Genomic DNA, 19,975 nt, shown 5'->3' on the forward strand with positions numbered 1-19,975 from the left:
GGAGTTTTTTAGAATGAAAGATGTGAAATGTGAATGCGGGCACGTGAATCCACATGGAACCGTTTTATGCGAAGCATGCGGTAAGATATTGGATGAGCGGGAAAACAAAGATCAATTACTGGATATGCGCTACGAAGGCAGTGCGCGTCGATCACAAACCTATAATAAAACGATTATTGATAAAATCTGGAATTTCTTTTCGTCTGTAAAGGTTGGCGTCTGGCTGATTATCATTACTTTACTTGCTTCGATTTTAGGAACAGTCCTTCCGCAGAAAATGTATATTGACCTGCCGCCGGAAGTGTTTTATGAACAAGAGTACGGTTGGTTTGGGAAATTATACTACCAGTTGGGATTACATGATTTATATGGCTCATGGTGGTATTTATTATTAATAGCGATGATTGGAATTTCGCTCGTCATTTGTAGTCTTGATCGAGTAGTCCCTTTATATAAGGCGTTAAAAGCGCAAAGAGTAACACGGAATGATGGATTTCTCAAGCGCCAGCGTTTATTTGGAACCAATACCGGAATAGAGGATAAAGATTTACATTTAGTGAAGGAACACTTAAAAGAAAAACGCTATCATGTTCGCGAAGAAAATGGCGATTTATTGGCGGAAAAGGGTCGATTTTCCCGCTGGGGCCCGTACGTAAACCATGTTGGTTTAATTATTTTCTTGTTCGGAGGCATGCTCCGTTTTATACCGGGGATGTATGTGAATGAGAATTTGTGGGTGAAAGAGGGGGAAACCGCTGCTGTTCCTGAAACAGGAGACAGATTTTATCTGCAAAATAACCAATTTATTTTGCAGCATTATGATAAAGATCAAAATAAAACCTTTGAAAAAGCTCTAGAACGTGCTGGTGATGTGGTGAAAAATTACCAATCAAATGTCGTCCTTTATAAACGGGTTAGCGATAATCTTCCAGGGGAAAAACCTGAACTTAAGAAGGTGAAAGAATATAAGGTACGTGTGAATCACCCATTAACCTTTGAGGGTTATTCGATTTTTCAGGCCTCATATAGAAGTGAGCTAAAAGCGATGAGCTTTTTCTTGTTAAATAAAAACACCAACCAATCCGTTGGTGAACTGAAAATTGATCTTCAAGATCCAAAGGAAAAGTATGATCTTGGAAATGGCTATGCAGTGAAAATTCTTAATTATTTTCCAGACTTTGAATTCGCCAAAGACGGCGAGCCGTCTACGAAAACGCGAGTACCCAATAATCCAGCTTTTGTCTTTCAAATGATTTCCCCTGAAAAGCCAGAGGGTGAGACGAGTTTTGTTGCCATCAAGCAGACAATTGAGCCGTTTGGCGATAATACATATAAGATGGCATTTAAGGGGATTGAAACCAAGAATACCTCAGGATTTATCGTTCGCAAGGATTCAACATTATGGGCGATTATTTTGGGTGGAATTCTATTCATGATTGGCGTTATCCAAGGCGCCTACTGGAACCATCGTCGAATTTGGATCCAACAAAAAGATGGGCAGATCTGGATTGCGGCACACACGAACAAAAATTGGTATGGACTGAAACAAGAGATTGAAAAGGTTCTTAGGGATACAAAACTAAACATCCCAGAAGATCAGCATCAAAATGAAAAGTCGGATAAGGAGGGGAATTAGTTGGCAGCACTAAGTAGTAATTTACTGTTTATTGCTTTTATTCTTTATTTAGTTGCAACCCCATTCTATGGGGGAGCGATAAAATCAAAGAAGGAGCTTAATGAAAATAAAGGAACTAACAAATGGGGTGTTATTGCTGTAGCTTTAACAATTGTTGGTTTTATTGCGCAGCTAGGATATTTTATTACTAGATGGATTGCAGCAGGACACGCTCCAGTAAGTAATATGTTTGAGTTTACAACGTTTTTTGGGATGGCGCTTGTAGGTGCGTTCATTATTATTTATTTTATTTATCGGACTTCTTTGCTTGGATTATTTACAATGCCTGTGGCCCTTTTAGTTATCGCCTATGCTAGTATGTTCCCAAAAGATATTTCTCCATTGATTCCAGCGTTACAAAGTTATTGGCTCCATATTCATGTTACAACGGTAGCAATTGGAGAAGCCATCTTGGCAATTAGTTTTGCAGCCGGTGTGATTTATCTAGTCAAGGCGATTGATCAAACAAAATCGAACAAGAGAAATTTTTGGCTGGAAGTAGTGATGTTTTCGTTAGTGGCGGTACTAGGATTTGTTGTCGTTTCAACAGTATTTTCTGCCACAGGATATCACGAAAAATTTAATTGGACGGATAAACATGGGAAGGTGAATGTTATGGAATACACCATGCCTGCACTTACCGGACCAAATGAGGGAGAATTACTGACTAATGAGGGCTTTAAACCGCTTGTCGAAATGCCAGCAATCATTAATGCGAAAAAATTAAATACCGTTATTTGGTCATTAATGGCCGGTTTAGTCCTTTACGGCTTTATTAGATTGGTCTTACGGAAGCGGATTGCCGCTGCTCTAAAACCCTTCGTGAAAAACATTAATCTCGACTTTGTTGATGAAATTAGCTATCGATCTGTGTTAATTGGTTTCCCAGTATTTACTCTCGGAGGGCTGGTTTTTGCGATGATATGGGCACAAATGGCGTGGTCTAGGTTCTGGGGCTGGGATCCGAAAGAGGTTTGGGCATTAATCACTTGGTTATTCTATGCTGCCTTTATGCATCTTCGTCTCTCCAAAGGCTGGCACGGAGAAAAATCGGCATGGCTTGCTGTAATCGGTTTTGTTATTATTATGTTTAACCTTGTTGCCGTTAACCTGATTATTGCAGGTCTGCATTCCTATGCTGGTTCTTAATTTCCGGCTGAACTAACTTTAACCATATAGCCTTCACTTTCTGATAAGTGAAGGCTTTTTATCAAAAAAGGAAAATATTTTATTGTTGATTTTTGCCTTTGTCAAATTATTGACACTTTTTATAGGAGTAAATACTACGAAAAGATAGCAAAAAACAATACCATTTTGTAAAATAAACTCTATGGGGGGATTAATAATGGACCGAGACGTGAAAATTTTAGTAGTAGATGATGAGGAAAGAATTCGCCGTTTATTAAAAATGTATTTAGAGCGTGAAGAGTATACAATTGACGAAGCAGAAGATGGAAACGAGGCTTTATTCAAAGCAACAACAAATGATTATGATGTTATTTTGCTCGACTTAATGATGCCTGGTAAGGATGGTATTGAGGTTTGTCGTGAACTAAGAGAAAAAAAGGCAACTCCTATTATTATGTTAACGGCAAAAGGTGAGGAAATTAATCGTGTTCAGGGCTTTGAGGTGGGCACAGATGACTATATAGTCAAACCATTCAGCCCTCGTGAGGTTGTCTTACGTGTTAAAGCGCTGTTAAGAAGGGCATCACAAACAAGTTATTTGCAAACAGAAACGACCACTAAGGATGTTATTGTATTTCCGCATTTAACAATTGACAATGATGCCCACCGTGTAACTGCTGATGGCAAGGAAGTTAGCTTAACACCAAAAGAATATGAATTGCTTTATTTCTTGGCAAAAGCCCCGGATAAAGTGTTTGACCGTGAACAATTACTGAAAGAGGTTTGGCATTATGAATTTTTCGGCGACTTACGGACGGTCGATACACATGTAAAACGCCTGCGTGAAAAATTAAACAAGGTTTCCGAACAAGCCGCTAGAATGATTGTAACGGTTTGGGGAGTCGGCTATAAATTTGAGGTAGTTAATGAATGACCTTTTTACGAAGTGTTGTAGGTAAACTTTGGTTTACCATTCTTTTATTAGTTTCATTCATCCTGTTTATCTTAACAGTTATGCTGCTTGAGTTTTTCCAAAATTATAATATCCAACAAACCAAGAAGGATTTAACCCATACAGCTGAAAAAATCGCTCATGTCCTAGAAGGGCATCCAAACGATAAATTACCTATTGGTTTAGAAATATCTTGGGAAATTATCGATAATGTAACCAAAGTTGTCATTGTAAAAAATGATAATGAAATCTATTACTCTCCAAATACAGAAGGTGCAAAAAAATTATCGATAAAAGATATCAAAAATGATCCCGAATTATCAAAGGTGTTTCGCAAAAACACAACGGTTGAAAAAGTTTCTGACCTTTCGGCTAGTGATGGGACGAGAGGTACTAATTATTCGATAATAGGTGTCCCGCTGCATCTGCCAGGTGAAAAAGATGGAGCTGTATTTATTTATCAATCCTTAGAAGTTATGCAGGAAACCTCACAATCAACGACAAAGTTTATTCTGCTTGTTGCTGGCGTTGCCATTGTTCTAACAACTATTTTTGCCTTCTTTCTGTCTACAAGAATTACTGCACCGCTTAGAAAAATGAGAGAGGCTGCGTTTGAAGTGGCGAGAGGGAAGTTTGATACGAAGGTTCCTATCCTTACTCATGATGAAATTGGCGAGCTGGCAACGGCCTTTAATCAAATGGGCAGGCAGTTAAAGTTCAACATGAATGCCCTCAGCCAGGAAAAAGAGCAGCTTGCCAGTATTTTAAGCAGTATGGCAGATGGAGTCATTACCTTTAATCGGGATGGAACGATTTTGATCACTAATCCTCCTGCAGACCGATTTCTCCAATATTGGTATTATGAAAAAAGTGGAGTTACATCAGATTCAGAGGCAATTCCAGCCCAGGTTATGGAGCTTTTTCAACAAGCTGTTGATACTGAAAAGGAGAAAATTGGTGAAATTTCACTTCAAGGCCGTCATTGGGTCATTTTGGTGAGTCCTTTATATAGTAACCAGTTTATCCGCGGCGCTGTAGCTGTCTTAAGGGATATGACGGAGGAAAGACAATTAGAAAAGATGAGACAGGACTTCATTGCCAATGTTTCACATGAGCTGAGGACACCGATTTCCATGCTCCAGGGATATAGTGAAGCGATTGTTGACGATATTGCTGAATCACAGGAAGAAAAGAAAGAAATGGCAAAGGTCATTTATGATGAATCATTACGGATGGGCCGGCTGGTTAATGAACTCTTGGATCTGGCACGGATGGAAGCTGGACATTTACAATTAACCATGGAAGAGATAGATCTTTCGCAATTTATCAGCAGAATCATTCATAAGTTTCAAGGATTGGCAAAAGACCATGACATTCAGTTGGATGCTGAAATTGAGAAGGAAATTACTTCTGTATCGTTTGACCCTGATCGTATTGAACAGGTTTTAACAAATTTAATTGATAATGCGATTAGGCATACCCCAAGAGAAGGATCAGTTAAGGTTACGATTACTTCAGAAGATAATGGTATAAGGATGGAAGTAAAAGATTCTGGCTCTGGTATCCCTGAAGAAGATTTACCGTTTGTTTTTGAGCGCTTTTATAAAGCAGACAAAGCAAGGACACGTGGAAGAGCTGGTACCGGGCTCGGGCTTGCGATTGCAAAGAATATTATTGATGCACATCGAGGCCATATCTCGGTTCAAAGTAAAGTCGGGATTGGAACGACATTCTCCTTCCTGCTCCCTCGAAAAAAGTAAGATTAACAAGTAATTTGCCGATTGTTCTTGATTCACGGGGAACATAGAAAAGCGCAAGTGCCCTGGTCAGCGGCGTATGGCCTGGAGCGCTCCAACTGAGATAAAGGAAACACGGTGAGCGCAAGCGAACCGATGTTGACTTATCGTAGGGCGGAGAGCGAAGGACATTAGCCGCTAGGGCACTGGAGCTGGACAATTCTCAAAGTCCAATGATATAAATTCTTATATTATTTAAAAGCTCATCCTTTGGGATGAGCTTTTTCCAATAATTCATAAACTTTAAACAAATAACTACCAGTTAATACCTTCCATTTTGGCTGAAAAAAGTCTATATTAGTAAGGTGTAACCTTTTATACATAGAAAACGACTAATATTATGAACGGGGAGGGGAATTGATGGACTCCGTTTTCGAGGAACTTTATCAAAAATATCATCATGACGTTTTTCAATTTCTATTTTATATGGTTAGAAATAAAGAACACGCAGAGGATCTGGTTCAAGAGGTCTATATTCGGGTATTTAAGTCATATGATCGTTTTGAAGGAAAAAGCAGCGAAAAGACATGGCTGTTTTCGATTGCTAGAAACGTAGCCATCGACTTTTTCCGTAAACAAAAGGGTTGGAAAGAAAAAATACTCGAAAAATTCGATTGGTCAACTAATCATGTAAGGGATGAGTATCCAATACCAGAGGAGATTACCGTCCAGAAAGAAGAAATCAAATGGATTTATAAATGTCTTGAATTTTGCACAATGGATCAACGTGCCGTCATTATTTTGCGCTATCTGCAGGATTTATCTATTGCTGAAACAGCAAAAGCATTAGGTTGGACGGAAAGTAAAGTTAAAACAACACAACACCGCTCCTTAAAGATATTAAAGAAACAGATGGAAATGTCCTATGAAAAGGAGGGAGTAACTAGTGAAAAAGTCGGAGTGGAGCGATAGAGAGCTCGAAGAACTATTAATGCAAATGCCAAAAATTAAAGATCATCGCGATCCTCGTGACATTTATCAAAATCTGTCTCTAAAAAAGCGTAAAACGAAAACATGGCTGTTACCAGGCTTGGCTGTCGCAGCGGCATTGCTGCTTTTTTTCATCTTAGTTCCTAAAATGATCGATGGGACAAATTTCTCATACGATTCCGCAAACGAGGAAAAATCTTCAGGGAACAGCCAAGCAATGAAGTCAGCGGAAAAGGATTCAACCATTGCAATGAAAGATCAAGCTTCTATACCAAATAAGTCGGTTTCTGAAACGAACGAGAAAAAAATGGGGCTTATGAGTGCAGCCAGCATCAAAACAGCAGTCTATGATGAAGATGTAACAGATCGAAAGGTATTAACTTATTGGATTCCGGACTCGCAGGTGCAGATTCTCGTTCCAGTTTCGATCATCGTTCCTGCTGAAAAAGATAAGACTTGGCTAACACAATTTGTTGATAATATGGCGAATTTAAAGGAAGAGGAGTGGGGATTGTCTGATTACTATCCGCTCAAACTTTCGATGAATCTCGATGAAAAGACAAATAGTGTAGACGTTGTGGTTCCGGATAATCATAAGTACGGACAAGGATCTACGGAGGAAACCAGTTTTATTAAAACGGTAAATAATGATGTATTCTCAAATAGCACTATTAAAAAGTTGAACTTTTTTACTAATAAAGAAGCAGGTATTGAATTAGGTAATACGGGAAGAGTAAAAAATCATGAAATTATTGAAGTGAAACAACATGCCTTTTTCTTTCATTTTCCCGAAGGCAGTGAACTGCCATTTTTAGCACCTTCAATAGGTACTTATAAAGATATTAACAGTGCCTTTGAAGATATGAAGACCAATAACCCTACGTATAGGCTAAATGGCTCTCTGGAGCATTTACAGCCGTTATCCGATGTAACCGTAAACGGCAAAACCTTATTTGTTTCATTTAAGGACATTATCGACATGAAGGATGATCAGCTTACAGTAGCTTCGTTCGAGGCGTTACTATTAACTGCTAAACAATTTGGTTTGGAAAAAGTAATTGTGAAAGAATCACGATTAACACATCTGGGACCATTTGATTTAACTAAAGAAACCAAGGTGCCAGTGGCTCCAAACCTCCGTGATATCCATTAAAATTCAAAAATCAACCGAATAGGTTGATTTTTTTTTGCATAAAATTGAGGTGTAGTCCAAATTATAACAAGTATGCTCAAGCCCTGACTCGCTAATCCATATGTTCTAAATCTGATTAGACAAACATATCGTGTGGAAGAGAGCGGTCAAGTTATAAAGGAGGAAAAGGTAAATATGCGTGACTACATAAAGAGGTTTTTGATTGCCATCATTATGGCGCTTTGTGTCAGTTTATTGTTCATAGGAGGCAAACATTCGGAGGCTGCGGGTATGCTAGAGACAAATGAAATGAAGAATCGCTGGATTTGGCCGGCGGATGGTGTTATATCTGATACATATGGAACGAGGCAGGGGAAACATAAAGGAATTGATATCGCAGGGAAAATCGATACTCCCGTGCTTGCTGTTGATGGGGGAGAAGTAGTCAAAGCCTATTATTCTAATACATATGGGAATGTGGTATTTGTTAAACATCCAAATAATTTGGTAACCGTTTATGCCCACTTAAATAAGCGGAATGTACTACCTGGCCAAACGATAAAACAAGGTGAAGTTATCGGTAAAATGGGTAGAACAGGAGTAGCCACCGGAACCCATCTCCATTTTGAGGCCCACCAAATGGAATGGAGATATGATAAAAGGTATGCAATGGATCCGGAAAGGCTCCTCGGAAAAGCAGACGTCGGCGAAGCTGTACATGGTGGAATCGCAAATATTGGTGATAACGTTTTAGCGGCAAGCTCCCATTTCCATCCGGTAGTTGAAGGCAACCCGCGATTAAATAATTTATCAAAAGATACCATCTATATCGTTAAACAGGGCGATAGCTTGTACTCGATTGCAAAGAAACAAAAGATTTCAATATCGAGAATCAAAGAATTAAACCACCTTGCTTCTGATCTAATTAGACCGAAACAAATATTAGTTGTTCACTGAATATCGGTGACCCGTGGACATATTTGTCCACGGGTTTTGTTATGAAATTGTTGAAAAACAAGCCAAAAAGTTGAAACGTGAAATCTTTCGCTTAACAAAATGACGTTTCTCCAGTATAATAAACTTGTAATTTAATATCGATCTATCTTCGGGGCAGGGTGAAATTCCCGATCGGCGGTATTGAGTAGTTAATACTCTAAGCCCGCGAGCCTTTTTAGGCAGGATTTGGTGTGATTCCAAAGCCGACAGTATAGTCTGGATGGGAGAAGATGGAGGTTCTGCAGACGTTCAAAAAAATTTTTGCGATTGAACGTTTATTAAGCGTGCCTTCGTAAATCTCCCTCAAGAAAATTTCTTGAGGGTGTTTTTTTTACAAGGGTATCTGAATTGCCGAACCTCTCTTCCTTAAGCGATGGATCAAAAAAGGAGAGAGGAAAATGAAGAACACAAGAGTAAAAACTATGGTGACAATTGGAATGCTGAGCAGTATTGCCTATCTGTTAATGCTATTAAATTTTCCATTGCCGCCATTCCAAGGTTTCTTATTAATCGATTTCAGCGATATCCCCGCATTGATTGCAGCATTACTCTTAGGACCGATTGCAGGAATATTAGTTGAGTTTTTCAAAAATGTTTTAAATTATATTGCGACTGGAAGTCAAACAGGGATTCCGGTAGGCCATATTGCTAATTTTCTAGCGGGAATTCTGTTTATCTTGCCGACTTATTATTTATACAATAAAATAAAGACGCGAAAAGGCATGACACTTGCTTTAATACTTGGCACAACCACAATGGCGGTTATGATGAGTGTATTAAATTATTTTTTTATACTCCCTGCCTATACGGCCCTTCTGCACTATCCTGACTTGCGTACCTATGTGGTTCCTGGAATTCTGCCGTTCAATATCATAAAAGGTGTTGTCATGTCGATCGTCTTTATGTTACTATTCACCCGGATGCAGGCATGGATTAAGAAATTTTCCACTGTGAAAAGTGTATAATTATAAATAAAGCAATCAGGATACCCTCCTGATTGCTTTTTAAATGAAAAAAATAAAACCCCCGTCGAAGAAGAAGGGGGCTAGTAGCTTAAGAATACTTTTTTTGACAAAATATTATTCGAATTTAGTTGGATTGCCATCAAATGCTTCATCGGCAACTTTGATTGAATCAGTTGGGCAGCCTTCAAAAGCATCCATCATATCATCAATTAATACATCTGGAATTTCAACGATACCTTCATTATCGTCAAGAGTTACAAATGCAATGCCTTCATCATCATAATCATAAATATCTGGTGCTGCTGCGCCACATGCCCCGCAAGCGATGCAAGTTTCCTTGTCCACAATCGTATACTTTGCCATGAAAAAAAACCTCCCAGTAATATAACAAAATTATTCTTCCTCGTTTTCCATTGTGAAAATGGAAACGCATTACTCATATCTATTGTAAAACTGTATGAGCAACTTTTCAATAGAAAAATGCTTTTAAATACTATTGTTTGTTTAATTGAATTAAATAAACTTCCACAATTTCGGGCAACAAGAATCATCATTTCATGGTAGAATAAAAGGAAGAAAAAAAGGACATTTTGTCGAGATAATTCGAAAAAGTGTGGGAGGAGAGCTTGGGTGGCGCGATTAGCATCGATAATTCTGTACTGTTTAACACAATTAAACGGAGAACGGACAATATATTCTATCTTTCATCTTTTGAACGGAAAAAAGTCATCCCAAACCATCCAAGATGCCCACTTATTTTCTTTGAAAAACTTTTTTGGCGTATACGAACCTCTAACAAGAGAATCCTTCGAAGACATCATTCAGATGATGCAAGAAAGTGAATGGATCTATAATTGTGGCGAGCAGCGATTCCTTCCAACGCCCACAGGTAAGTCTTTTTTAGGAAACCATCCATTACCTAAATATCTAAATGGCTGGGACCATCATTCATTCACTACGCAGTTTTGGGAAAGGCTGAGTTTCTTTATTCAGGTCACTTCGAATCTTGTTTTCCAAGAATCAAGATACATACCTATCCAAAAAAATAAGCATGTTCATCAATGGCTGAAATCTGTTTTAAGAGAAGTCAGAGTCCCAAGGAAGGAAATGGGGACAATTGTTTATTCCGAGCTAGTGGAATGCTTCGATGAAGCGCATGATATCGATCCCTCGCTGTTGGTGTTTCGGCTGACTGGTTTTCAGCAAATTGGATTAACGGCATCACAGACAGCTAAAAGACTACAGTTGGATTATCATGATTACCATATTGGATTCATTAATATATTACATTACTTGATTCGAAATATTAACGAAAAGGCTAATCGCTTTACGGTTTTAGCCTATTTAATGCAGGATTTGATGCAAGAAAATGAATTAACATTCTCTTCAAGGAAAACGCAAAAATTATTAAATCAAGGATATTCCCCAGAGATGATTGCAAATCACAGACATCTGAAGTTAAGTACAATTGAAGATCATTTTGTTGAATTTGCATTAAATGTCAAAGATTTCTCAATTGATACTTTTGTGGATACAGAGCTGCAAACGAAAATTCTTGAAATATCCAAACATTCAGCTACTAAAAAGCTAAAGCTGATAAGAGAGAAAGTGCCAGCAGCCACTTATTTTCAAATAAGGTTAGTGCTGGCGAAGTATGGTGATCGATAATGGAATTAGAAAGTATTTTAGAAAAGCATTTTGGTTATTATTCGTTTAAAACCGGACAGAAGGAAGTAATCTCTTCCATCCTTGCTGGAAATCATACATTGGCGATGCTACCGACAGGAACTGGTAAATCGTTGTGTTACCAACTTCCTGGGCTTATTTTAAAAGGGAAGATCTTAATTATTTCTCCACTGCTTTCCCTTATGCAGGATCAGGTAGAACAATTTAAACGGTTTGGTGAAAAAAGGGTCATTGCCTTGAATTCATTTCTTTCATCAGAGGAAAGAAATAATGTACTTACAAGCTTAAGCAGTTATAAGTTTATTTTCATATCTCAGGAAATGCTGAGGATTCCCTTTATAATGGGGAGACTGCAAGGTCTAGACATCTCATTGTTTGTTGTTGATGAAGCACATTGTATCTCACAATGGGGTTATGATTTTCGTCCTGATTATTCAAAACTGGGCGACATTCGCCAAAAATTAGGTGATCCCCTAACCCTTGCACTTACCGCTACTGCTACAAGCAGGGTAAGAGAGGATATTATTGCTTCTCTTCGAATAGAAAAAATAAACAAAATAGAATCGACGATTGACCGCCCGAATATAGCAATGTATGTTGAAAACTTATCCGACTATCATGATAAGAAAGACAGAGTAATTGAACTGGTAACTAGTCTGCAAAAACCAGGTATCATTTATTTTACAAGCAAAAAAGCGGCAGAACAAATAGCATCATTACTAGTAGACAAAGGGGTTTGCCGGGCAATGCCCTATCACGGTGGCGTGGATCAAAATTCAAGGATTTTAATCCAACAACAATTTATCTACGGACAGCTGGATGTAATCTGTGCAACAAGTGCATTTGGGATGGGGGTAAATAAAGAAAATATTCGGTTTATTATCCACTATCACATGCCGATGCAAATGGAATCCTATCTGCAGGAAATCGGCAGGGCAGGACGGGATGGGCTCCCAAGTATTGCGGTATTATTGCATTCACCCGGAGATGAGCAGCTTCCAATCCATCTTGCAGAAGGTGAATTGCCTTCAGAGCAGCAAATTGATTGGCTGTTCAACAGATTATCGGATGAACAAAGATCAATGGATGTTGGAGGGCAGCTGCCTAATCAATTTAAGGAGTTTGGTGGTTTTTCAGAAGTTCAATGGAGAATTATCGAGGACTTTGTTTATAGCCCGCATCGACACTCAAGTCGGCTTGAAGAGCTGCAAGCGGCTTTTAAGAAATTTATTAATGAAAGATTTATCGTTAAGAAAAAAAATATTTTTCAAATGAAAAAATGGGTAGAAGCCACTTCTTGCCGGCGAGAATTAATCTTGCGATATTTTGATGAAGCATCGTCAGGTAAGGTTCCATTCTGCTGTGACCAATGTGGACTGCAACTAAATGATTATCAAACCGGACAGCTTGCCCCAATGCCAAAAGCAAATGAGGAGTTGTGGAAGGACTATCTTGCCAAAATCTTAATTAATCGTGAGTTGAGCAAATGAAAAAGAAGTATAATGAATTAATCACAAATTTAACGGATAAAGAATTACTATTTCACTTATATATGACTCAAATTATTCTTCTGGCAATTTCGTTTATTTTAGGGTTTCTTTTATATGATCATTTCTCCTATTTGAGCAAGATCCACTTGAATGACATTCAAGTTGCTATTATAGGCATCCCTGCTGGTGTTGCGGTGGTATTCATTGATATTGTTTTAATGAAGTTGCTGCCTGCTTCTTTTTATGATGACGGGGGACTTAATGAAAGGATTTTCAGAAAAAGAAGTTTTATCCATATAATGGTGATTGCTGGGTTAGTCGCATTTAGTGAAGAATTACTATTCCGCGGAATTATTCAAACAAAGGTTGGACTCATCCTGGCAAGTATTATTTTTGCGATTATTCACTATCGCTACCTGTTTAATTGGTTCTTATTTTTAAATATTATCTTGCTAAGCTTTATTATTGGGATGATTTATGAGTGGACAGATAATTTAGCGGTTACGATTGTTATGCATTTTGTTATCGATTTTCTGTTAGGCATATATATTAAATTAAGACGAAAAAAAATGGCTGATGAACAGGGGGGAGCTGCCACGTGAACAAAGAAGAACCATATAGAGATCAAGCAGAGAGATTGAAACAGCGGATTCAAAAAATTAATGAAAAAAATGAAATTGTCGAGGAGGGTGACAAATTACCTCCGAGAGAGCAGATTCATCGTCAAAAGAAAAAGAAAACAAAATGGAAGCTAAAATATCCAGTTATTAGTTTTCTAGTCTTATCGTTTATCCTCCTTCCCGTCATTATTTATAGTGTAATTTCATACAGTGATGGCGTAAAAAAAATCAATGGAACAGAAAAAAACTCAGGAGGCTCAGTGTGGAATGAACCAATAAATTTTGAAAAGCAGAAGAAAGATGACGAAAGTAAAGTAGACAAATCCGACCAACTGAAGGAAATAAAGGATGATAGTACGGAATTGATTACACCAGAAGAAAAGAGCGAAGAGCCAAAGGTAGATGATGACCAGCCTGTTACTACTAATAATGTCAATTCTTCTCCTCCACCCCCTGCATCTAATGCAGCCAATGTAAATAAGCAGGACTCAGACAAGAACAGTCCGCAGCAAGAGCAGAAGACAAATAACCAAACTAATACGCCGCCAAAGCAAGATAAAATTATTTATCATACTGTCCAGCCGCAAGAAACTCTCTTTAAACTGGCAAATAAATATTATTATTCAACAAAAGGAATAGATATTATCAAAAAAGCCAACAATCTGCACAGCGATCAAATTCAAGTTGGTCAAGTTTTGAAAATACCGTTAAACAACTAACCGATCCCAGATCGGTTTTTTGCGTTTATCAACATAAAGCACAGGACAAGTTCATATGAATAAATGGAGAAATGGAGGTTGATAAAATGGATTCTCCAATCCAATTACTTGAGAATACCGATCAAGCAACGAAGCAAATGTTAGAAAATGTTAGGAAAAGAAAGAAAAAGTTTGAAGACACAAAAAGATGGCATTATTTTTCGGTATATGGGACACTTTTGTTTGCCTTTTTTTTCTTTGCTTATTTCTATTTTACAATTGCTGAACATTATTCTTATTCTTTTTTAGCGATGTTATCGGCTGCTTTAAATAATACCATCAATGTTTTGTTGTTAAGTTTGACGATTATTGGGTTTGGAGCAATGAATCTTTTAAAACAACAAAAGGAGAAAAAGGAGAAGGAATTTCAAGAATTGCGCTGTGAAATTGTCGACCGTAGTAAGGATTTATGGAAGAGGGAGGAAGAATGGAAAAACCGCCATATTGTTTTTGAAATCATGAAAAAACAATATGACATTAACCTTTATCACGAAAAAAAATAAGAAGCAGGTTTAATCTGCTTCTTATTTTTTAAAAAATCGTCTTCCTAACTCTCTCTTCTTTTAAGATTTCTACGGCTTCACGGAACCGCTGTGCATGAATGATTTCCCGCTCCCGCAAGAAACGAAGGCTGTCATTGATATCAGGGTCGTCACTTAGATTAATGAGCCATTGATATGTTGCCCTGGCCTTTTCTTCTGCCGCTATATCCTCGTATAAATCAGCGATCGGGTCGCCTTTTGCAGCAATATAGGAGGCTGTCCACGGCACGCCTGCTGCATTTTGATAGAACAGTGCCCCATCATGGTTAGCATAATGATCGCCAAGTCCAGCCGTTTTCATTTGTTCAGGTGTGGCATCCTTCGTTAATTTATAAACCATTGTGGCAATCATCTCAAGGTGTGCAAATTCCTCCGTACCAATATCCGTAAGAAGCCCGATTACTTTATCAGGAATAGTATATCTTTGATTTAAATAGCGAAGTGCCGCTGCAAGCTCACCGTCAGCACCGCCATATTGCTCAATTAAATATTTTGCTAACGTTGGATTACAGGTGCTGACACGGACAGGATATTGCAGTTTTTTTTCATAAATCCACATTTACTCGGTCCCTCCTTTATACTTCGAATACTGTCTAGCTCCAGCGCCCAGCGTCTAGTGTACTAGCCCTCTCCTCCCTACGATAAGTCAACATCGGCTCGCTTCGCTCACCGTGTTTCCTTTATCTCAGTCGGAGCGGTCTAGTCCATACGCCGCTAACCGGGCGCTTCCGCTTTTAAATTTGCCACGGCCACGGTGTTTCATTCCAATTCCAGGGATATCCGGAGTAGCTGTTTCCGAATTGCAGTAATGGTCCAAATTGGCTTTCAAATGCCTTTTTGATTTTTTTTCTTTCTTTAACATAATGATTAAATTGATTGATTGCTTCCATGTCATCCGGATGGGTATCTAAGTATAGTGTTAGCTCGACCAAAACAAAATCAACCGTTTGAAGCTGTTCCATTAATGGATAATACTCAGCGGGTACTTGTTTCATGTTTGAAGTCCCCCTTGTGCCTTTTCGAAATGGTTATAATACGGATCATAAAAGTCTTTCCAAAGCGTGCCCGCTCTAAGGGCTTCAGCAGGCGTGAATTGGGGAAGATTAGGTGGTTGAAATCCCATATATAAATGTGGTGGGGTAGAATAAGTTTTTTCAAGTAATGGTTTGCAAGGGTCGAATGGACTGACATATGGATGATAAGTTTTTTGATGGGTATTCATAGTTGCCCTCCCTTTATTCAACATCAATTAATCATATGAAATATTTTTGTGATACATGTCATAAAACTTTAAGATATTAAAGGGTTTTTCCATTTGTTGTCGAAGTATTATAAAAGGTAGGATTAATACTTTGAGGTGATGCAAATTGTTCGTAAAAAATATGATGATACCAAAGCATGAGTGTTATACGGCACAGGAAGGTGTAACGCTAAAAGAAGCTTTAGAAATGTTAGAAAAGTATCAAATTGATGGAATCCCGGTATTAAGCGGCGATAAATATTTAGGTGTTGCAACAAGATATACTATTTATGAAAGTTTTTTTCTGTCTGACAAAACCAAGGATGAATATTTAAATTCAACGTACGTTAAAGATATTGCAACACATCAAGAAAATTTTTTGGAGGGTGGAGAAGTATTTGAAAAAACACTTCTCAATTTGAAAGATTTTCCGCTGTTAGCTGTCGTCGACAATAAGCGGAATTTTCTTGGTGCAGTAACACGGTCGGACGTTCTTAGTTCATTTGAAAGTGCATTTGGGGTAAACCGCCCGGGTGTGAGAATTTCATTTACTTCTGTTGAGACAGAAGGCCGGATTGCGCGTCTTTCAGAAATTGCCCATCACTTCCATGAGCACATCATTTCACTTGTTACCTTCGATGAAACCGATAAACTCGTACGAAGAATCGTCATGAAGATTGAAAAGAAGGATAATATTGAGAAGTTTACCAAGAAGCTCGAAGAATATGGTTTTCGTATCTTAAGTATTGATGAAGACTAATTAAACGAATTGGTGAATATTTCAAATCCCTCTCATACATTGTATGGGAGGGATTTTATGTTTTCTAGTTTCCATATGGTTATGGTATGATTTCTGTACAACATTAAGTTAGGAAATGGGGAAAAAAGAAAATGCTTGTTCTTTTTGTTGTCCTGTTTATAATTGGCGGAAGCCTACTCATATATATGCTCCGAGAAGCATTTTTAAACGATATAACGGAACACGAATTATTTTTTTCTGACTTCCCAGACACATTTGGTAGTGTTTCGCTCTTTTTTATTTCGGATATTCACAGGCGAACCATTTCGGACAAAATTATTAATGGCGTTAAAGGGAAGGCTGATATCGTCGTCATCGGAGGGGATCTCACGGAAAAGGGTGTACCCTTTGAACGCGTTAGAGAAAACCTGTTGAAATTAAAGCAAATTGGTCCCGTTTACTTTGTATGGGGTAATAACGATTATGAAGTTGATTATCATCAATTAGATACAATCCTTCTCGAGACAGGAATAAAAGTCCTAGATAATACAGCCGTTACCTTTGAATCAGAACAAGGGGAGGAGTTATCTTTACTCGGAGTGGATGACGTAAATCAAAAACGGGATCGACTTGATTTGGCACTATTAGATGCGGAGGCTGCTAGTTTCAAAATTTTAGCAAGCCACTATCCAAGCATAACTAATAAAATTCAACCCGGAAATGATATTCGGCTTGTGATATCCGGACATACGCATGGGGGACAAATACATATCTTCGGATATAGTCCTCAAAAACGAGGCGGCATTAAAAAACTAGAAAATACGATTCTGTTAATTAGTAATGGCTACGGAACAACGTCACTTCCTTTAAGGCTTGGAGCGCCAGCAGAAACCCATCTAATTAAGCTAAGAAAAGGTAAGGACCGGTTTTGATTGATGTAGACAATTCACCAATAGAACCCTAAGGCATACACTGAAAACAAGTTTATGTCACGGCAGGGGGCAAAAGCATGCGCTTAGAACGCTTAACGGCCAATAAAATAAAAATTTTTTTAACCTCTGATGATTTGTTTGAAAGGGGACTTTCCAAAGATGATATTTGGAAGGATTCAAGCAAATGGAATCAGCTCTTTCATGATATGCTCGAAGAGGCGAGTGAAGAATTTGATGTTGATATACAGGGTTCTGTTGCAGTTGAAATATTTTCGCTTCAGGCCCAAGGTATGATTTTGATTATTACCGTTGATGAATTAAAAGATGATGAACAGTTATTATATGATGGTTTTATTGAAATGCAGGTAAGGCTTGAAGGCTGTGAAGACCTCTTATATGAGTTTGAAGAATTTGAGGATATTATTAGTCTTTCAAAAAGACTGTCCTCGGTAGATATATTTGGTGGAAGCCTCTATTCAATGGGGAATTACTATTACTTTTTGATGGATAAAGCAGAAACTGTAAATAAAGATATGACTGCCTGCATTTTATCGGAATACGGCAATCCCTCCATTCAAAGCCCGCACGTGTTAGCTGAATACGGTAAAGCAATTATAAAATATAAAGCGGTGGAAACAATTCTTCAATTTTTTAAATAAACGTTTTTAAGGAAAATATATTTCCGAAGGGGCCAACAGCCCCTTTTTTTAGTCGAAAAAGAAGATTTCGAACAGGTGATATCGCTTAATAATTCCCATATTATATAATGATGGGAGCGTTTACATACCCATGCTTTAAAATATAGAAATGTGCGTATTTCTTCTTGCATAAATCATTTAAACGTGTATACTTGTGACTGAAAGCGGACAACATTCGTAAAAGAGATTTCTTAGGAGGATTACAAATGGTAGCCGAAAATGGTACAAGAAAGACTAATCAAGTGGAAAAAAATGATGTGTTGAAATCAACACAAACAGTTATTCATAAAGCGCTTGAGAAGTTAGGTTATCCTGAAGAAGTATACGAGCTCCTGAAAGAGCCGTTGCGTATGATGACAGTAAAAATTCCAGTTAAAATGGATGACGGATCGACAAAAATATTTACTGGATACCGGGCACAGCATAATGATGCAGTAGGACCGACAAAGGGCGGCATTCGTTTTCATCCGGGTGTGACGGAAACAGAAGTGAAAGCCCTTTCGATTTGGATGAGCTTGAAATGCGGCATTGTTGATCTTCCATACGGCGGTGGTAAGGGCGGTATCGTTTGTGATCCGCGCGACATGTCCTTTAGGGAGCTTGAAAGATTAAGCCGTGGATATGTTAGGGCAATCAGCCAAATTGTTGGGCCAACGAAAGATATTCCTGCCCCAGACGTTTTTACAAATTCACAAATAATGGCTTGGATGATGGATGAATATAGCCGAATCGATGAATTCAATTCTCCAGGATTTATTACAGGTAAACCGCTTGTACTTGGCGGTTCACATGGGCGTGAATCGGCAACAGCAAAAGGTGTAACAATCTGTATCCGCGAAGCAGCTAAAAAGAAAGGCATTCAAATTGAGGGTGCAAGAGTTGTTGTTCAAGGTTTCGGTAACGCGGGTAGCTTTTTGTCCAAGTTCATGCATGATGCCGGTGCAAAAGTTATCGGTATTTCTGATGCCTATGGCGCTTTATACGATCCAAACGGTTTAGATATAGATTATCTTTTAGATAGACGTGACAGCTTTGGAACAGTCACTAAATTATTTAATAACACCATTACGAACAAAGAACTGCTAGAACTCGAATGTGACATCCTTGTTCCTGCTGCCATTGAAAATCAAATTACAGCTGAAAATGCTCATGACATTCGTGCGGCCATTGTTGTTGAAGCTGCAAATGGACCAACAACATTAGAAGCAACAGAAATTTTAACAGAGCGCGGTATTTTACTTGTACCTGATGTACTGGCATCAGCTGGCGGAGTAACAGTTTCCTATTTTGAGTGGGTTCAAAATAACCAAGGGTACTATTGGTCTGAAGAAGAAGTAGAAGAAAAGCTTGAAAAAATATTGGTTAAATCTTTTAAAAATATTTATGAAACTGCCCAAACACGACGTGTCGATATGCGTTTAGCCGCCTATATGGTCGGGGTAAGAAAAATGGCTGAGGCGAGCCGTTTTAGAGGCTGGATTTAAGTTAATACATTGAAATATCGCAAAAAAACTCCTATCATAGACGATAGGAGTTTTTTCATTAAAGATAAGAATGTATAAAATTTTGACTTTGAGAAATGTCCAGCTCCAGCGCCTAGCCCCTCGAGGTCACAAGCCAATCCGTCCAAAAGGTTAAAATGCAACCTTTCGGCCAGCTCGTCTTGTGCTTGTCGGGGCTGACCAAGGCGCTTGCG

General features: G+C 38.3%; 21 protein-coding genes and 1 riboswitch. Of the genes, 17 read left to right on the top strand and 4 right to left on the bottom strand.

What is annotated here, in order from left to right; translation table 11 throughout:
* Nucleotides 1–13: 13 nt before the first annotated feature.
* The 8 genes from resB (at nucleotide 14) to AA980_RS14685 (ending at nucleotide 9,574) form a co-directional block, all read left to right on the top strand.
* On the top strand, nucleotides 14–1,636 hold the full coding sequence (gene resB / locus AA980_RS14650) for a cytochrome c biogenesis protein ResB (protein WP_024026772.1): 1,623 nt from the start codon (nucleotides 14–16) through the stop codon (nucleotides 1,634–1,636).
* The gene (gene ccsB / locus AA980_RS14655; RefSeq protein ID WP_024026773.1) at nucleotides 1,637–2,824 is read left to right on the top strand and encodes a c-type cytochrome biogenesis protein CcsB; all 1,188 of its coding nucleotides are present in this window, start codon (nucleotides 1,637–1,639) and stop codon (nucleotides 2,822–2,824) included.
* 196 nt (nucleotides 2,825–3,020) lie between these two features.
* Entirely contained in the window at nucleotides 3,021–3,737 is a 717-nt protein-coding gene (locus AA980_RS14660; protein WP_024026774.1) for a response regulator transcription factor, read from the top strand.
* Nucleotides 3,734–5,515, top strand: coding sequence for an ATP-binding protein (locus AA980_RS14665; RefSeq protein WP_024026775.1), 1,782 nt, complete (start codon nucleotides 3,734–3,736; stop codon nucleotides 5,513–5,515). Before AA980_RS14660 ends, AA980_RS14665 begins: the two co-directional genes overlap by 4 nt.
* A 396-nt stretch (nucleotides 5,516–5,911) precedes the next feature.
* On the top strand, nucleotides 5,912–6,463 hold the full coding sequence (gene sigX, locus AA980_RS14670) for an RNA polymerase sigma factor SigX (RefSeq protein ID WP_024030330.1): 552 nt from the start codon (nucleotides 5,912–5,914) through the stop codon (nucleotides 6,461–6,463).
* The gene (locus AA980_RS14675; protein WP_024030329.1) at nucleotides 6,438–7,634 is read left to right on the top strand and encodes a hypothetical protein; all 1,197 of its coding nucleotides are present in this window, start codon (nucleotides 6,438–6,440) and stop codon (nucleotides 7,632–7,634) included. Before sigX ends, AA980_RS14675 begins: the two co-directional genes overlap by 26 nt.
* Before the next feature lie 174 nt (nucleotides 7,635–7,808).
* Nucleotides 7,809–8,570, top strand: coding sequence for a peptidoglycan DD-metalloendopeptidase family protein (locus AA980_RS14680; RefSeq protein ID WP_024030328.1), 762 nt, complete (start codon nucleotides 7,809–7,811; stop codon nucleotides 8,568–8,570).
* A gap of 140 nt (nucleotides 8,571–8,710) precedes the next feature.
* A riboswitch (FMN riboswitch) is annotated at nucleotides 8,711–8,845 on the top strand.
* A gap of 162 nt (nucleotides 8,846–9,007) precedes the next feature.
* Nucleotides 9,008–9,574: an ECF transporter S component gene (locus AA980_RS14685; RefSeq protein WP_024030327.1), complete on the top strand. Its 567-nt coding sequence runs from the start codon at nucleotides 9,008–9,010 to the stop codon at nucleotides 9,572–9,574.
* Between the two features lie 114 nt (nucleotides 9,575–9,688).
* On the opposite strand, the gene AA980_RS14690 is transcribed toward AA980_RS14685, so the two are convergent.
* Nucleotides 9,689–9,937: a ferredoxin gene (locus AA980_RS14690; RefSeq protein ID WP_024030326.1), complete on the bottom strand. Its 249-nt coding sequence runs from the start codon at nucleotides 9,935–9,937 to the stop codon at nucleotides 9,689–9,691.
* Nucleotides 9,938–10,204: 267 nt separating this feature from the next.
* On the opposite strand from AA980_RS14690, the gene AA980_RS14695 reads away from it, so the two are divergent.
* The 5 genes from AA980_RS14695 (at nucleotide 10,205) to AA980_RS14715 (ending at nucleotide 14,631) form a co-directional block, all read left to right on the top strand.
* A complete protein-coding gene (locus AA980_RS14695; protein ID WP_024030325.1) occupies nucleotides 10,205–11,242 on the top strand; it encodes a helix-turn-helix domain-containing protein in 1,038 nt (345 codons plus the stop codon).
* The gene (locus AA980_RS14700) at nucleotides 11,242–12,750 is read left to right on the top strand and encodes a RecQ family ATP-dependent DNA helicase (RefSeq protein ID WP_047771703.1); all 1,509 of its coding nucleotides are present in this window, start codon (nucleotides 11,242–11,244) and stop codon (nucleotides 12,748–12,750) included. The genes AA980_RS14695 and AA980_RS14700 overlap by 1 nt, the downstream gene beginning before the upstream one ends.
* Nucleotides 12,747–13,352 (top strand): CPBP family intramembrane glutamic endopeptidase, encoded by a 606-nt coding sequence (locus AA980_RS14705; protein WP_024030323.1) that lies wholly within the window; start codon nucleotides 12,747–12,749, stop codon nucleotides 13,350–13,352. The genes AA980_RS14700 and AA980_RS14705 overlap by 4 nt, the downstream gene beginning before the upstream one ends.
* Nucleotides 13,349–14,089, top strand: a complete 741-nt coding sequence (locus AA980_RS14710; RefSeq protein ID WP_024030322.1) for a LysM peptidoglycan-binding domain-containing protein — start codon at nucleotides 13,349–13,351, stop codon at nucleotides 14,087–14,089. Before AA980_RS14705 ends, AA980_RS14710 begins: the two co-directional genes overlap by 4 nt.
* Before the next feature lie 86 nt (nucleotides 14,090–14,175).
* Nucleotides 14,176–14,631: a DUF2663 family protein gene (locus tag AA980_RS14715; RefSeq protein WP_024030321.1), complete on the top strand. Its 456-nt coding sequence runs from the start codon at nucleotides 14,176–14,178 to the stop codon at nucleotides 14,629–14,631.
* A 28-nt stretch (nucleotides 14,632–14,659) separates the two neighbouring features.
* Here AA980_RS14715 and AA980_RS14720 read toward each other — a convergent pair whose 3' ends face one another.
* The 3 genes from AA980_RS14720 to AA980_RS14730 form a co-directional block, all read right to left on the bottom strand.
* The gene (locus AA980_RS14720) at nucleotides 14,660–15,229 is read right to left on the bottom strand and encodes a manganese catalase family protein (RefSeq protein WP_024030320.1); all 570 of its coding nucleotides are present in this window, start codon (nucleotides 15,227–15,229) and stop codon (nucleotides 14,660–14,662) included.
* 175 nt (nucleotides 15,230–15,404) lie between these two features.
* Complete coding sequence (locus AA980_RS14725; protein ID WP_024030319.1) at nucleotides 15,405–15,665, bottom strand: spore coat protein CotJB; 261 nt, start codon at nucleotides 15,663–15,665, stop codon at nucleotides 15,405–15,407.
* Entirely contained in the window at nucleotides 15,662–15,892 is a 231-nt protein-coding gene (locus AA980_RS14730; protein ID WP_024030318.1) for a spore coat associated protein CotJA, read from the bottom strand. The genes AA980_RS14725 and AA980_RS14730 overlap by 4 nt, the downstream gene beginning before the upstream one ends.
* 145 nt (nucleotides 15,893–16,037) lie before the next feature.
* On the opposite strand from AA980_RS14730, the gene AA980_RS14735 reads away from it, so the two are divergent.
* The 4 genes from AA980_RS14735 (at nucleotide 16,038) to AA980_RS14750 (ending at nucleotide 19,763) form a co-directional block, all read left to right on the top strand.
* Complete coding sequence (locus AA980_RS14735; RefSeq protein ID WP_024030317.1) at nucleotides 16,038–16,670, top strand: CBS domain-containing protein; 633 nt, start codon at nucleotides 16,038–16,040, stop codon at nucleotides 16,668–16,670.
* 131 nt (nucleotides 16,671–16,801) lie between these two features.
* Nucleotides 16,802–17,581, top strand: coding sequence for a metallophosphoesterase (locus AA980_RS14740; RefSeq protein WP_024030316.1), 780 nt, complete (start codon nucleotides 16,802–16,804; stop codon nucleotides 17,579–17,581).
* Between the two features lie 77 nt (nucleotides 17,582–17,658).
* Nucleotides 17,659–18,240, top strand: a complete 582-nt coding sequence (locus AA980_RS14745; protein ID WP_024030315.1) for a genetic competence negative regulator — start codon at nucleotides 17,659–17,661, stop codon at nucleotides 18,238–18,240.
* A gap of 245 nt (nucleotides 18,241–18,485) precedes the next feature.
* Entirely contained in the window at nucleotides 18,486–19,763 is a 1,278-nt protein-coding gene (locus AA980_RS14750; RefSeq protein WP_024030314.1) for a Glu/Leu/Phe/Val family dehydrogenase, read from the top strand.
* Nucleotides 19,764–19,975 lie beyond the last annotated feature (212 nt).

Origin of the sequence: Neobacillus vireti, from assembly GCF_001026695.1 — a bacterium.
In the GTDB taxonomy this organism is placed as follows: domain Bacteria; phylum Bacillota; class Bacilli; order Bacillales; family Cytobacillaceae; genus Neobacillus; species Neobacillus vireti.